Annotated in this window: 14 protein-coding genes; 3 read left to right on the top strand and 11 right to left on the bottom strand. The window is 73.9% G+C overall.

What is annotated here, in order from left to right; all coding sequences use genetic code 11:
- On the top strand, positions 1–1914 hold the full coding sequence (locus tag AB0B76_RS22015) for an N-acetylmuramoyl-L-alanine amidase (RefSeq protein ID WP_360377992.1): 1914 nt from the start codon (positions 1–3) through the stop codon (positions 1912–1914).
- 132 nt (positions 1915–2046) lie between these two features.
- Here AB0B76_RS22015 and AB0B76_RS22010 read toward each other — a convergent pair whose 3' ends face one another.
- The 6 genes from AB0B76_RS22010 to AB0B76_RS21985 are packed head-to-tail and all read right to left on the bottom strand — an operon-like array spanning position 2047 to position 8422.
- Positions 2047–2862, bottom strand: a complete 816-nt coding sequence (locus AB0B76_RS22010; RefSeq protein WP_360377989.1) for a C40 family peptidase — start codon at positions 2860–2862, stop codon at positions 2047–2049.
- A 2-nt stretch (positions 2863–2864) separates the two neighbouring features.
- Positions 2865–3956: a dipeptide epimerase gene (locus AB0B76_RS22005; RefSeq protein ID WP_360377986.1), complete on the bottom strand. Its 1092-nt coding sequence runs from the start codon at positions 3954–3956 to the stop codon at positions 2865–2867.
- The gene (locus AB0B76_RS22000) at positions 3953–4732 is read right to left on the bottom strand and encodes a serine hydrolase (protein ID WP_360377983.1); all 780 of its coding nucleotides are present in this window, start codon (positions 4730–4732) and stop codon (positions 3953–3955) included. The genes AB0B76_RS22005 and AB0B76_RS22000 overlap by 4 nt, the downstream gene beginning before the upstream one ends.
- A gap of 4 nt (positions 4733–4736) precedes the next feature.
- A complete protein-coding gene (locus AB0B76_RS21995; RefSeq protein ID WP_360377981.1) occupies positions 4737–6479 on the bottom strand; it encodes an ABC transporter substrate-binding protein in 1743 nt (580 codons plus the stop codon).
- 12 nt (positions 6480–6491) lie between these two features.
- Positions 6492–7457: an ABC transporter permease gene (locus AB0B76_RS21990; protein ID WP_360377978.1), complete on the bottom strand. Its 966-nt coding sequence runs from the start codon at positions 7455–7457 to the stop codon at positions 6492–6494.
- A complete protein-coding gene (locus tag AB0B76_RS21985) occupies positions 7457–8422 on the bottom strand; it encodes an ABC transporter permease (protein WP_360377975.1) in 966 nt (321 codons plus the stop codon). The genes AB0B76_RS21990 and AB0B76_RS21985 overlap by 1 nt, the downstream gene beginning before the upstream one ends.
- A 177-nt stretch (positions 8423–8599) precedes the next feature.
- Here AB0B76_RS21985 and AB0B76_RS21980 point away from each other — a divergent pair, with 177 nt between their 5' ends.
- A complete protein-coding gene (locus tag AB0B76_RS21980) occupies positions 8600–9826 on the top strand; it encodes a hypothetical protein (protein WP_360377972.1) in 1227 nt (408 codons plus the stop codon).
- Here the strand turns inward: AB0B76_RS21980 and AB0B76_RS21975 are convergent.
- Genes AB0B76_RS21975 through AB0B76_RS21965 form a run of 3 tightly spaced genes read right to left on the bottom strand, consistent with a single transcriptional unit; the run spans position 9716 to position 11690 of the window.
- Entirely contained in the window at positions 9716–10291 is a 576-nt protein-coding gene (locus AB0B76_RS21975; protein ID WP_360377970.1) for a helix-turn-helix domain-containing protein, read from the bottom strand. The genes AB0B76_RS21980 and AB0B76_RS21975 overlap by 111 nt on opposite strands.
- Entirely contained in the window at positions 10284–11123 is an 840-nt protein-coding gene (locus AB0B76_RS21970; RefSeq protein ID WP_360377967.1) for an SAM-dependent methyltransferase, read from the bottom strand. The genes AB0B76_RS21975 and AB0B76_RS21970 overlap by 8 nt, the downstream gene beginning before the upstream one ends.
- Positions 11124–11177: 54 nt before the next feature.
- Positions 11178–11690 (bottom strand): response regulator, encoded by a 513-nt coding sequence (locus AB0B76_RS21965; RefSeq protein WP_360377964.1) that lies wholly within the window; start codon positions 11688–11690, stop codon positions 11178–11180.
- Between the two features lie 20 nt (positions 11691–11710).
- Here AB0B76_RS21965 and AB0B76_RS21960 point away from each other — a divergent pair, with 20 nt between their 5' ends.
- A complete protein-coding gene (locus tag AB0B76_RS21960; protein WP_360377961.1) occupies positions 11711–11908 on the top strand; it encodes an SAM-dependent methyltransferase in 198 nt (65 codons plus the stop codon).
- Here the strand turns inward: AB0B76_RS21960 and AB0B76_RS21955 are convergent.
- Positions 11905–12279 carry a hypothetical protein gene (locus tag AB0B76_RS21955; RefSeq protein ID WP_360377958.1) on the bottom strand — a complete coding sequence of 125 codons (375 nt, stop codon included), beginning with the start codon at positions 12277–12279 and terminating at the stop codon, positions 11905–11907. The genes AB0B76_RS21960 and AB0B76_RS21955 overlap by 4 nt on opposite strands.
- 74 nt (positions 12280–12353) lie before the next feature.
- Positions 12354–14108, bottom strand: coding sequence for a trypsin-like peptidase domain-containing protein (locus AB0B76_RS21950; RefSeq protein ID WP_360377956.1), 1755 nt, complete (start codon positions 14106–14108; stop codon positions 12354–12356).
- Between the last annotated feature and the right edge of the window lie 118 nt (positions 14109–14226).

Below are 14226 nucleotides of genomic sequence, written 5' to 3'. Positions count from 1 at the left end.
ATGAGACGGCTGCTCACCGTCGCGGTGCTCGGCGCCGCGATCCTCACCGCGCCCGGCGCCGCCGCGGCCGCGGACAGTCAAGGACAGCAGGACTACGCCGATGCCGCAAACGCCGCAGGTGTACCGGCTGACGTGCTCCTCGCCGTGTCGTACCTGGAGTCGCGGTGGGACACCAACCAGGGCGCCCCGAGCACCAGCGGCGGCTTCGGCCCCATGCACCTCACCGACGCGGCCGCCGTCCGGGCGCGCCACGACGGGGCCGGCGACGCGCGCGGCGACACCGCGCGACCGTCCACGGTGGACGCGCCGGCGGGCGACACGGTACCGGCGGCGCAGACCCTCGACGCGGCGGCCGCGCTCACCGGGATCGACAAGGCGCGCCTGCGCACGGACGCGCGGGACAACATCCGGGGCGGCGCCGCGCTGCTGGCCTCCTACCAGCGCGACCTCGGCGCGCCCGGCGGGGCCGGCAGCGACCCGGCGGCCTGGTACGGCGCGGTCGCCCGCTACAGCGGCGCCGATACCGCCGACGCGGCCGGGGACTTCGCGGACGAGGTGTACTCGACCCTGCGCGACGGCGCCGACCGGGTCACCGACGACGGGCGGCACGTCACGCTGACCGCCCACGCGGGGGTACAGCCGCAGACCTCGTGGCTCGACCGGCTCGGGCTGCCGAGGCCGCCGCGGGGCGACGTGGAGTGCCCGGCGAACCTGCCGTGCGAGTGGATCCCGGCGCCCTACGCGGACCTCGGCGGCGGCGACTACGGCAACCACGACCTCGGCGACCGGCCGGCGAGCCAGAAGGTGCGGTACATCGTCATCCACGACACCGAGGAGTACTACGACCGGACCGTCCAGCTGGTGCAGGACCCGGCGTACGTCAGCTGGAACTACACCATCCGCTCGGCCGACGGGCACGTCGCCCAGCACGTGAGGACCAAGGACGTCGCCTGGCACGCCGGGAACTGGTACGTCAACGCGACATCGGTCGGCATCGAGCACGAGGGGTTCGCGGCCGAGGGCGCCTGGTACACCGAGGCGATGTACCGCTCCTCGGCGAAGCTCGTGCGCTACCTCGCCGCGCGGCTGGACATCCCGCTCGACCGCGGCCACATCGTCGGCCACGACAACGTCCCCGGCACCGTGCCGTCGACCGTGAAGGGCATGCACTGGGACCCGGCGCCCTACTGGGACTGGAGCCACTACTTCGACCTGCTGCACGCCCCGTTCCGCGGCACCGGCACGGCCCGCACCGGCCTGGTCACCATCGACCCGGACTACGACGCGAACCGGCCCGCGTTCACCGGCTGCGACGGTACCGCCGCCGATCCCTGCTCCTCCCACGGCGCCTCCGCGCTCGTCCTGCACACCGCGCCCGACGCGAACGCGCCGCTGCTGAACGACCCCGGGCTGCACCCGGACGGCTCGGCGTCGACGATGGCGCTGTCCGACCACGGCTCCCGGGTCTCGGCGGGCCAGACCTACGCCGTCGCCGGGCTCTCCGGGGACTGGACCGCGATCTGGTACCTCGGGCAGACCGGCTGGTTCTACAACCCGCCCGCGCACCCCACGGCGAAGTGGGCGACGGGCCTCGTCGCGGTCCCGAAACCGGGCCGGACCACGATCCCGGTGTACGGCCGCGCGTACCCGGAGGCGGCGGCGTACCCGGCGGGCGTGCCGTACCAGGCGATCACCCCGCTGCAGTACACGTTCGCGGCCGGGCAGCGCTACGCGGTATCCGGGGTGGTGCCGGGCGAGTACTACCGGGCCGTCTCCTTCGACGGCTCCTCCCCGGGCGACCGGACGGTCGTGCGCGGCCAGAACCGGTACGTGCAGGTCCAGTTCGGGCACCGCTTCATGTTCGTCAACCTCGACGACGTGTGGCTGGTGCCGTCACCTAGGCCTGTTGCATAACTGGGGTGGGTGCGAGGCCGAGTCCAGATTTCGTCAGGGTGTGCCCCGCGGAAGCCCGGCTACCGGTGTTGTAACCGGGCTTTCGCGGGGTGCGCCCTGGCGGAATCTGGGCCGGCCGCAGCCCCGCCTCAGTTATGAAACAGGCCTAGGGCGCGCCGCGCCCGTGAGGGTGGCCACGCGCGACGGGGGCAGCGGCTCCTCGACCACGATCCGGGCGTCGCCGCACGCGTGGAGCATGGAGCCCGGGTTCACCACGATGCCGACGTGGTGGACCCGGGCGCCGGGCTGCGCGAAGAAGTACAGGTCGCCGGCGCGCTCCTCGCCCGGCGCGAGGGGCTCGGCCGCGGCCGCCTGGGCGTGGGCGTCGCGGGGCAGCCGGACGCCGGCCCGGCGCCAGGCCAGGTGGACCAGGCCGGAGCAGTCGATGCCGCCGGGCGAGAGGCCGCCCCAGACGTACACGACGCCGAGCAGCCGCCGCGCGGTCGCGAGGGGGTCGGCCGGGTCCGAACGGACGTCGGCCGCGGCCACCCACCGGGGCTCGGCGGCGCCGGGGACCCGGACGGGGAGCCAGCCGTCGCGGCCCGGGCCGGCGGCGACGAGCCGGGTGCCGAGCGGTACGCCGGGCATGGCGAGGGTGCCGTTCGGCTCGTCGCGCAGGTCCGTCGCCAGCGCATCCACGGTGGCGACCGGTCCGTCCACGGTGGACCCGTCGGCCAGCTGCGCGATCGGGAGCCAGCCGGGGTAGTCGCCCTGGTCCGGAAGCCGGACCCGGGCCCAGCCGTCCGGGCGGACCTCGTCCACCACCGCCTCGTCGCCGAGCAGGGCCTGCGTCACGACGTCGGAGGGGAAACTGAGCCGCCGCCGGCCGACGGCGTCTCCATCGACGTGGCCTGTGTCATTGAGGTCGGGGTCCGACCACAGCGTGGCCAGGGGCACGCGGACGAGCACGGTCACTCCTTCAGGGTCAGGCCCAGTCCGGGTGCGTCGGGCAGGACCACCTCGGCGCCGTCGTAGCGCAGCCCGCCGGTCACCGGGGAGGCGCCCAGGAACCAGGCCGCGTCGAGGTCGGAGACGACCGTGGTGCCGAGCGCGGCCACGAGGCTCGCCGCGGCGCCGACGCCGACCTCCGTCTCCATCATCGAGCCGACCATCGTGCCGACGTCGTGCGCGGCGGCCAGCTCGAGCAGGGTGCGGGCCGGGCCGAGGCCGCCGCACTTGGCGAGCTTCACGTTTACCATGTCGGCGGCGCGGCGGCGGATGACCTCGGTCAGGTCGCGGACGCCGAACACCGCCTCGTCGGCCAGGATCGGCACGTCGACGCGGGCGCTGACCCAGGCCAGGCCGTCGAGGTCGGCGGCCGGGACGGGCTGCTCGACCAGCTCGATGTCCAGGCCCGCGTCCTGCATGCCGCGGATGGCCCGCACCGCCGCGCGCGGGGTCCAGCCCTGGTTGGCGTCGAGGCGGATGCGGGCGTCCGGGCCGGCCTCCGCGCGGATGCGGGCGATGCGGGCGATGTCGGCCGCGGCCGGGTCGCGCTCGCCGGCGCCCTTGCCCACCTTGACCTTGAGTACCGCGAAGCCCTCGGCCACCCGGGCCCGCGCGGCCACGCCGAGCTCGTCGGGGCCGCCCGCGGGCAGGGTGACGTCGGTGGGCACGCGCAGCCGGGCGCCGCCGAGCAGCCGCACGAGCGGGATGCCGAGGCGGCGGGCGGCGAGGTCGTGCAGGGCGGTGTCGGCCGCGGCCTTGGCCGCGAAGTTGCCGGCCGCGGCCGCCCGCACCGCCCGGAGGTTCGCGGCGAGGTCGTCGGGGTCGCGGCCGGTCAGCGCGGGGCCGAGGAGCTGCTCGACGCAGGCCTCGGCGCCGGCGACGGACTCGCCGGTGACCTTCCAGACCTGGGGCGCCTCCCCGAAGCCGGCGCGGCCGTCGGCGTCGACGACCTCGACGAGCAGGCTCTCCACCGAGGTGGCGGTGCGCAGGGCGGTGACGAACGGGGTGTGCAGGGGCACGCTGACCCGGTGGGTCCGCACGCGGGCGATGGTCATCGGGCCCGCTCCGCCCAGGCGTCGGCCGAGATCTCGGCGATCCGGCGGCAGGCCAGCTCGTCGTAGTCGTCCGGGGGAACGCCGCGGGAGGTGGTGCAGACGGCGATCACGTACGGTTCGGCGTCGGGCGGGTAGACGATGCCGGCGCTGTGGCGTACCCCCGTCATCCAGCCGTTCTTGTGGGCGATCCGGACGCCGTCGGGCACGCCGGCCGCGAGGTCCACGCGCCACTCCTGCTCGGCGAGCAGGTCGAGCATCGCCGCGCACGACTCCGGCGCCGCGAGCTCGCCGCGGTACAGGGCGGTGAACAGCGCGGCCAGGTCGGCCGCGGTGACGACGTTGTCGCGGCCGGCGTCGCGGGCCGCGTAGTCCTCGATGCCGCGCGCGGTCACGCTGCCGGTGGCGCCCGCGAGCGACCACACCTCGGCGACGGCGGGCAGTCCCACGCGCGCCAGGAGCAGGTTGGTGGCCAGGTTGCTCGAGCGCACGATCATGCGGCGGGCCAGCCACCGGGCGGGCACCGGCTCGCCGAGGTGCTTCCAGACCTCGTCATCGTCGTCGTAGGAGCGGTCGTTGCGGTACCGCGAGCCGTCGTCGGCGGCGCTCGCGAAGTCGTTGACGACCGGCACGGGCGCGTCGAGATCGGCCCCGCGGTACAGCGCCGCGAGCACGGCCACCTTCATCGTGCTCGCGGCGCCGTGGAGGCGGTCCGGTTCGCGGCTGCGCCGGGGCGGGCCGCCGGGGCGGCCCACCCAGATCGAGACGGAGCTGGTCATGCGCTCACTTCACGTAGGTGTTCGCGAACTGCGGGCTGCCGAAGATGCTGTCGATGAAGACGCCGTGCACCTTCGAGCCGTGCAGCGTGAACATCACCTGCACGTAGAGCGGGACCACCGGCGCGTACTCCCGCATGATCTTCTCGTCCAGCTTGGCCCACTCGGCGCCCTGCTGCTCGACCGGGAGGGCGAGAACCCGGTCGAACTCGGCGTTGAGCGCGGGCGCGTTGAGGTACGAGGCGCCGTTGTTGCTGCCGTCGGCCTTGATCGCCCGCCCGTCGTAGAGCACCGGCAGGATCGCCGCGCCGCTGGGCCAGTCCGCACCCCAGGAGCCGATGTACAGGTCCCAGGGGTTGTCCTTCTTCTTGGTCTCGTCGAGGAAGGAGTCGGCCGGGATCGCCTTGAGGGTGATCTTGAACCCGGCCTTCTCCAGGTTGCCCCGCAGCTGGGTGCTGACCGCCTGGAACGTGGCGTCGTCGGAGAACGCCAGGACGAGCTCCTTGGCGGCACCCCCCAGAAGCTCCTTGGCCTTCGCCGGGTCGCCGCTCTTGCCGGCGGGGTAGGCGTCGTACTGCTTCCAGCCGATCGTCGCCGGTGGCATGAGCGTCGTGACCGGCGCGGCGAAGGTGGCGCCGCCGAGGGTCTTGACGAGCCCGTCGCGGTCGATGGCGTAGTTGAGCGCCTGGCGCACCTTGAGGTCGGTCACCCGCTGGTTGTTGATGGTGAGCGTGAAGTGCTGCGGCGTCGGGGCCTGCAGGATGCGGTCCTTGAGCGCGGCGTCGCCGATCACCCTGGTCACCAGCGACGGGTCAACGCCGTTCCACGAGACCGCGGTCTGGTCGGCGCCGCCGTCGGCGATGATGCGGTTGGTCTGGGTGACGAGGTCGGGCCCGAACGACCACACGAACGAGTCCGGGTACTGGTGGCGCACCGGGTCGGTGGCCGGGTCCCACGCCGTGTTGCGCTCCATCGTGAGCTGGGTGCCGGCCTCGTTCTTGGTGATCTTGTACGGCCCGGAGGAGACGGGCTTGGTGTCGTACTGCGTGCCGGTGTCCTTCGCCGCGGGCACGGGCGCGGTCGCCGGCAGGGACGCGGCGAAGGGCAGGTCGCAGTGCGGCTTGGCGAAGGTGAACTGCAGCGTCTTGTCGTCGGGGACGCTCAGCCCCGGCGGGAGCCCGGTCTTGTTGCTCTTGAAGTCGAACTTGGTGTCGAACTGGGGCGAGTCGGCGAGCCACTCCTGGATGTAGGTCGGGCCGCCGGTGAGCGACAGGTCGAAGGAGCGGGCGATGCCGTAGGCGATGTCCTTCGCGGTGATGGCCGAGCCGTCCTCGAACTTCACCCCGTCCTTCACGGTGTACCGCCAGACCTTGCAGTCCTTGTTGACGTCCGTCCCCGGCGTGGTCGCGAGGTCGCCGACGAGCGTCACGTGCCCCTGGCCGTCGTCCTTGTAGGTGGTGAGCCGCCGGGCGTAGAGCTGCGAGGCGTTGAGGCCGACGAAGCTGTAGACCCGCTGGGGGTCCAGGTGCGAGATCTTCGTCTGGCGCAGGACGGTCACGGTGCCGCCCTTGGCCGCGCCCGGCACCTCGGCCGCCGGGCCCTGCGAGTCCTTCGGGTCGGTGGCGATGGCCCCGGTGGCCTGCCGGTTGCTGTCGACGCCCGGGTCGTCGTCGGTCTTCTTGTTGTTCGTGCAGGCGCTGAGCCCCGCCACGAGCGTGAGCAGCACGACGGCCGTAAGTGGTCTGCGCACTTGGTCCTCCCCTTAACGCAACCGGACTCGCGGATCGATCTGGGTGTAGAGCGCGTCCACGACGATGTTGGCGACGATGATGAACGCGGCGGCCAGCAGTACGGTCGCCATGATCGTCGGCAGGTCGCCGTCGCGGACGGCGTCGATGGCGGTGCGGCCGAGGCCGCGGAAGCCGAAGGTGGTCTCGGTGATGACGGTGCCGCCGAGCGCGGTGCCGACGTCCAGCCCCGCGGCGGTGACGAGCGGGGTGACCGCGGCGCGCAGGACGTGGCGGCGCACCACGGTCCGCTCCGGCAGGCCCTTCGCGCGGGCGGTGCGCACGTAGTCCTCGGACATCGTCTCCAGCATCTGGGCGCGGGCCAGCCGGGCGTACACCGCCGAGAACAGGAACGCCAGGGTGCACCAGGGCAGCACGAGCGCGGTGAGCCAGGCCAGCGGATCGTCCAGCAGCGGGGTGTAGCGCGGGTACGGCAGCACCTTCAGCGAGTACACGAACACCAGGAGCAGGACGCCGCCGACGAAGTACAGCTGCATCGACGCGCCCGAGAGCGAGAAGCCGATCGCCAGCCGGTCGAACACCGTGCCGCGGCGCAGCGCCGAGAGCATGCCGAGGCCGATGCCCAGCGCCAGCCACAGCACCGCCGCCGGCACCACGATGCTCAGCGTCACCGGGAGGGTCCGCGTGAACGTGTCGCGCACCGGTTCGTTGTTGACGTAGCTGTACCCCAGGCAGGGCGCCGGGCAGCCGTCCCGGCCGGCGAACACGCCCTTGAAGTAGCGCAGGTACTGCACCGCCTTCGGGTCGTTGAGGCCGAGCTCGTCGCGCACCCGCTCCAGCCGCTGCGCGTCGCAGTTCTTGGGGCACATCGCGGCGGCCGGGTCGCGGGGCAGGGCGAAGAACATCAGGAACGTCACGACGCTTACCGCGAACAGCGTCAGCAGGCCCAGCAGCACCCGGCGCAGCAGGAAGGTGCCCATTACCGCTGGGCCTTCGGGTCGAGCGCGTCGCGCAGCGCGTCGCCGAAGAGGTTGAAGGCCAGCACGAGCACGAAGATGGTGACGCCCGGGAAGAGCACGTACGCCGGGTCGGTCTGCAGGTAGTTCAGGCTGCGGAAGATGGTGCGGCCGAAGTCCGGCGTCGGCTCCAGCATGCCGATGCCGAGGAACGACAGGGCGGCCTCGCCGGTGATGTACGCCGGGATCGCCAGCGAGAAGGCGACGAGGATCGGCGCCCCGAGGTTGGGCAGCAGCTCCTTGCCCAGGATGCGCGGCAGCCGGGCCCCGCCGGCCTTGGCCGCCTCCACGAACTCGCGCTCGCGCAGCGACATGACCTGCCCGCGCACGAGCCGAGCGGTCGTGGTCCAGCCGAACGCGGTGAACAGCGCGATGAGCACCACGACCCGGAACCAGCCCGGCACCGCCTCGCGCGGCCCGTAGAAGTGCAGCTCCAGCGGCCGGATCACGGCGAGGGTGAAGATGAGGAAGGGCAGCGCCAGGGTCACGTCGGTGACCCAGTTGATGACCGCGTCGACCCACCCGCCGACGTACCCGGCGACGATGCCGAGCAGCACCCCGACCGCGGTCGTCATGAGCGCGGCGGCGAACGCGATGCCCAGCGACGTGCGCATGCCGTAGACCATCTGCATGAACAGGTCCCGGCCCTGGCCGGGCTCGAGCCCGAACCAGTGCGAGCCGCTGATGCCGCCCGCGACGCCGTACGGCATGCCGTAGCGGTCGAGATCGTCCTTGAAGTCGTCCTGCGGCCCGATGCCGTAGCCGAGCCGGATGAGCGGCGCGGCGAGCCCGACGACGATGAGCAGCACGGAGACGACGCCACTGACCAGCGCGGTCCGGTCCCGGCACAGCCGCCGCCACGCCATCCGCCCCGGCGACCGGGTGGCGAGCGCAACGGGCGCAGCGGGCTCCAAGGGCGTGATACTCATCCGCCGCCCCTCCCGATGTAGCTTCTCGCCGGTGAATGACCTTGCTCCGAAAATAAGCTACAACGACGACCGGCGATGCACGAGGCGGCGTAACGAGTTGATATCGACACTCGTCCCGGCTCGCTCGTCCAGCCGCTGCCGACCATGCCGCGGCCCTGTGCGGTACCGTCGCGAGCCATGGGCAAGCTCATCCGGGTGCTGCTGGCCGCGCTGCTGTCGGCGTTCGCGGTGAGTTCGTTGCTGCGCTTCCACGCGCCCGTTCAAGGGGCGCACCGGCAGCTCGCCCACCTCCGGGCCGCGCTCGACGGCGGGGCCGGCGAAGGTGCGCAGGCGCTGTTCCCCGAGGGGTACTTCTTCTCGTACGTGCTCTACGGGCTCGCCTGGGTCGACGAAGGGCGGCGCGCGGCCGACAAGGGCGAGGCGGTGCGCGAGGTTCGGTGGGCGCTGGCCCGGCTCGACGGGCCGGAGGGGACGGCGCCGTTCAGTGAAGGGCTCGCGCCCCGCTACGGGGTCTTCTACGCCGGGTGGACCAACTGGCTGCGGGGCGGGCTGCTCGGCCTGCAGCGGGACCCCGCCGAGGCCGAGCGGTACGAGCGGGAGTCGCGGGACATCGCGGCGGCGTTCGAGCAGAGCTCGTCGCCGTTCCTGCAGGCGTACCCGGGGCAGTCCTGGCCGGTCGACTCGACGGTCGCGATCGCCTCGCTGGCGCGGCACGACCGGCTGTTCCCGGCCGCGTACGCGGGTACGGTGCGGCAGTGGCTCGACCGGGTCCGGCAACGGCTCGACCCCGCGACCGGGCTCCTGCCGCACGTGACCGACCCGGCCACGGGCGCGCCGCTGCAGGGGGCGCGGGGCAGTTCGCAGAGCGTCATCCTGCGCTTCCTGGCCGACGTCGACGCCGGGTTCGCCCGCGAGCAGTACCTGCGCTTCCGCGACCTGTTCGTGGACCGGCCGCTGCACCTCGGGCCGGCCGTGCGGGAGTACCCGAAGGGCACCGGCGGCGTCGCCGACGTCGACAGCGGGCCGCTGCCGCTCGGCATCTCGTTCTCGGCCACCGTCGTGACGATCGGCGCGGCGCGGGTCAACGGCGACGGCGCGCTCGCCGGGGCGCTGGCCTCGTACGGCGAGCTCGCCGGCGTGCCGATCAGCACCTGGCACACGAAACGGTACGCCCTGGGCCTGCTGCCGATCGGCGACGCGTTCCTGGTCTGGTCGAACACCGCCGAGGAGCGGCCCACCGGGGTGGCCTCCGATGTCGGTCCACTGTGGAAGGTGCCGCTGACGCTCGTGCTGCTACTGCTCGCCGTCGGGCCCTGGCTCCGCAAACCCCAGCGGCGCCAGCAGCAGCCCGACCGCCCGGACGAAGGCCGCGTGGTCGAGCCCGTCGTCCCAGAGCGTCTGTAGGACCAGACCCTGGTACACGGCGATGAAGACGCGGGCCAGGGACTCGGGGTCGTCGGTCAGGCCGGCCAGGGCGGGCGCGACGGCGGCGACGGGGCGGTCGACGTTGGCCCGCGACATCTCACGAACGGCCGGATTTCGTACCGTCTCCGCCCACACCTGCACCGCGAGCTGGAGCTCGGCCCGGGTGCCGGGGTCGCCGACGCGGCGCAGGACGTCGAGGTAGCCCGCGGCCGGGTCGTCGCCGAGCATCGTCGTGCGCCGCTCGTGCCACTCGGCGACGATGGCGGCGATCATGTCGTCCTTGCCGGTGAAGTACCGGTAGATGAGCCCGGCACTGATGCCCGACTCCCGGACGATGTCCAGCATCGACGTGCGGTGGAAGCCCTCCCGCGCGAAGCAGGCCCCGGCGGCGTCGAGGATCTGGCGCCGGCGCGCGGCGAAGTGGGCGTCGTCGACCTTAGGCACGGGCGACCGCGATGCGGTAGAACTCGGCCGTCGGCTCGTCGCGGCCGAGCGGCTCCAGGTAGCGCGCGGCGGCGTCCCTTGTGGACAGGTCCTCGGTCAGGTGCAGGCCGCGCTGCTCCAGGTACACCGGAAGCTCCCGCGGATCGAAGCCGAACGTCCACGGCTCGCCCCCGCGGCGCACGGCGGCGTGCCACTCCTCGACGCCGGTGAAGCCGCCGGTGCCGTCGAGAGCGGCCCGGTCGACGTAGGTGAACACGACGGTGCTGCCCGCGCCGAGCAGGTCCGCGAGGGCGCGCAGGGTCGCGTCGACGGCCTCGGCGGTGAGGTAGTTGGTGACGCCCTCCCACACGACGACGGCCGGGGCGTCCGCGTCGAAGCCGGCGGCGAGCAGGGCCGGGGCCAGCGCGTCGCGGGTGAGGTCGACCGGGACGAACCGGACGGTGCTGCCGCCGGGCGCCCGGCGGCGCTTGGTGGCCTGGGTCGCGGGGTGGTCGACCTCGAACGTGACGGGCACGGCGAGGCGGTGGGCGCGGTTGTCGAAGCCGGCCCCCAGCAGTACCAGCTGCGGCGCGCCGGCCTCGGCGACCCGGTCGTCGATCAGGCGGGTGCGCACCACCGCCGAGGCGCGCGGGCCGCCGGCGAAGTGCGTGTCGATGTACCGCACGATCCAGCGGTGCACGGCCGGCACGCGCGAGGCGGCCACCACCGCGCGATGCAGGGGCGGGAGCATCCGCGCCGCCAGCTCGTCGTCGAAGAGCCGGTCGTGCCGGCGGCTGTGTTCGAGGGCGCGGAAGAACGCCACGTGCTCCGCGGAGCGGCTGCTGCCTCGCATGGGTACAAGAATAATGAATGAACGTCCATTTTCAAACCCGCCGGCGGCGGCCGGCTACACCTCCGCCGACGGGGCCTGTGTAATTGCGCTCACGGGCAGCTGCTCCGCGACCGCGTTGAGGAGGTCCGCGCCGGTGAAGGGCTTCTCCAGCCGGTGCACGCCCGGGTCGAGGATGCCGTTGCTGGTGAGCACGGGCTGGGCGTAGCCGGACATGAACAGCACCCGCGTGTCCGGGCGCAGCCGCAGCAGCCGCTCGGCCAGCACCCGGCCGAGCATGCCGGGCATCACGACGTCGGTGAGCAGCAGGTGGATGGGGCCGTCGTGCCCGGCGGCGACCTCGAGCGCGGCGACGCCGCCGGCGGCGGAGAGCACCGCGTACCCGCCCCGGCGCAGGATCCGCGTGGTGACCTCACGCAGCGCCGGCTCGTCCTCGGCGACCAGCACGGTCTGGCCGCGGCCGGGCGGCCGGGCGGTGCGGGCGGTGTCCTGCACTTCCTGCCCGACACGCCCGAGCTGCACGCGTACCACGAGGCGCTCGCCCCGGGCAGCGTGCTGGTCGTGTCGCACGCGACCGGGACGTGGACGAGGTGGCCGAGCTGTACACGCGGACCGGGACGTCGACGGTGCTGCGCGACCGCGGCGCGCTGGCCGGGCTCCTGGAGGGCTGGGAGCTGGTCCAGCCCGGGCTGGTCCACGGGCCGTCGTGGCGCCCGGACCCGGCGGACGAGGCGGTGGCGGACCCGGCGTCGTACGCGACGCCGGCTGCCGTGGCCATAAGGCCCTAGAGACCGAGCTCGTCGGCCGGCTCCCCGGCCGCGGTCACCACCAGGGCCCGGCTGTCCGCGGGCTCGACGTGCCGGTGCGGCGCGGCCCGCCCCGGCTCGGGCACCTCGGCGGCGACGGCCTCCAGCGCGGCCCAGACCTCCTTGAGCGCGTCGTCGGCCCCGCGCAGGTGCAGCGTCGGCGCGCCGCGCAGCTCGATCACCAGCGGCCCCTCGGTGCGCTCCTGGGCCACGGCCCCGTTGCGGATCGCGACCTCGGCGACGGGCCCGGCGTCGCGCAGGAGCGCGGCGAGCGCCCGCAGCGCCGCCGGCGGGCCGGCCAGGTCGAGGTTCTCGCCGATCACGCGCAGCCGGAGGTACCGCTGGTCATCCATCCCGCCATTCTTGCAAAGACGCAGCGGCCCGCGTTGTGGCGAACGCGGGCCGCTGCTGCGAAAGGAATTTCGGTCTAGGGTGCTTCGCCCAGCGTGACGGTCACCGTCTGCTCGGCGTTGTTGCGCTTCACCGCGACCCGCACCTGGTCGCCGGCCTTGGCGCCCTGTACGGCGTTGATGAGCGAGGTCGCGTCGGTCACCGTCGCCGAGCCGAACTTCGTCACCAGGTCGCCGGTCTTGAGGCCCGCCTTGTCGGCCGGGCCACCCGCGACCACGCCGCCGATGAGGGCACCGCCGGCGCCGTCGGTGAGCTGCACGCCGAGGTACGGGTGGCTGACCTTCCCGCCCTTGGCGAGCTGGTCCGCGGCCGCCCGGGCGCGGTTGGCGGAGATGGCGAACCCGACGCCGATGTTGCCGCCGTTCTCCCCGGCGGTGGCGATCGCGGTGTTGATCCCGACGACCTCGCCGCGCAGGTTGACCAGGGCCCCGCCGGAGTTGCCGGGGTTGATGGCGGCGTCGGTCTGGATGGCGTCCGCGATGGACTTGCCGCCCTGCTCGCCCTCGATCGTACGGTGCAGCGCGCTCACGATCCCGGCCGTCACGGAGCCCTGCAGGCCGAGCGGGGAGCCGACCGCGAGCACGGTGTCGCCGACGCGCAGCGCGTCGCTGTCGCCGAACTTGGCCGGCGTGAGCCCGGAGACGCCCTGGATCTTGATCACGGCGACGTCGCCGGCCGGGTCGGTGCCGACCACGCTCGCCGCGGCGGTCTTGCCCGTGCTGAACGTGACCTGCAGCTGCTTGGCCCCGGCCACCACGTGGTTGTTGGTGATGACCTGGCCGTCGGCGGTCATGATGATGCCGGAGCCCTCGGCCTCGCCGGTGCTGATGTCGACCACGCTGGGCAGCACGGCCTCGGCGACCCCGCCGACCGAGGACCGGTCGAGGTTCGGGGCCGGGTTCTGGCTCACCACGGACGGTGAGGCGGCCGGCTTGTCGCCGGCGAGCCGGTTGGCGACCAGGCCGCCGCCGAACGCCGACACCAGCGCGAGCACGACGGCGCCGACGGCGAGCAGCGGCACCCGGCCGCCGCGCTGGGGCACCGGCTGGCCGTACGCGGGCTGGCCCGGCGGGTAGCCGGGCGGCGGGCCGTACGGGTGGCCGGCCTGCGGGTAGCCGCCCGGGCCGGAGCCGTAGGGCGCGCCCGTCGAGATCGGCGTGGTGGCGAAGGTGCCCGTGGCCGGGCCGGCCGGCGGGAACTGCTGGGTCGTGGGGCCGCCCGGGTGCGGGTGGCCGTTCAGGCCGGGGCGGCTCCAGGGCGAGCCCGGGGCCGGTGCGGCCGGCTGCGGCACCGTCGCGCCGCCCCCGAGCGGAGCGAAGGCGGGCGGCTGCGGCGTGCCGTAGGCGACCGGGGCGGCGCCGTTCGCGTACGGCACGGGGCCGGGCGGGGCGGAGGCCATGGCGGCGGGCGGGGCCGAGGCCGGGTAGCTAGCCGCGGGCGGGGCCGAGCCCGGGTAGTTCGCGGCCGGCGGGGCGGACGCGGGGAACGCCTCGGCGCGCGGGGCGCCCGGCTGGCCGGGCGTCATCCAGGCCGGCGGGGCCGAGGCCGGGGTCGGCACTCCGGCGGGCGGGGCCGAGGACGGGGTCGGCGCTTCGAAGGGGGCGCCCGAGGCCGGGGCTTCGAACGGCGGCGCCGGGGACGGGGCGGCCGAGGACGGTGGGGGCCAGGATGCCTGGGGCGGGCGCGGGCTGGCGGGCTCCTCCGGCGTCGAGGCGGAGCCGGGCGTCTCGGCGGGCTCCGAAGTGCTCCACTGGCGGTCCTGGTCACTCATGATGTCCAGATTGCACGCTGCGGCTGCCACCAAACTGGATTCTACCTGGGAGAAAGCCGAGAGCCGACGGGACATGGCCGGATAAATCCACTCATGTCCTACGGAGTTGACACACGAC

It is taken from the genome of Dactylosporangium sp. NPDC049140, assembly GCF_040648435.1.
This window is presented reverse-complemented; position numbering and strand designations above follow the sequence as displayed.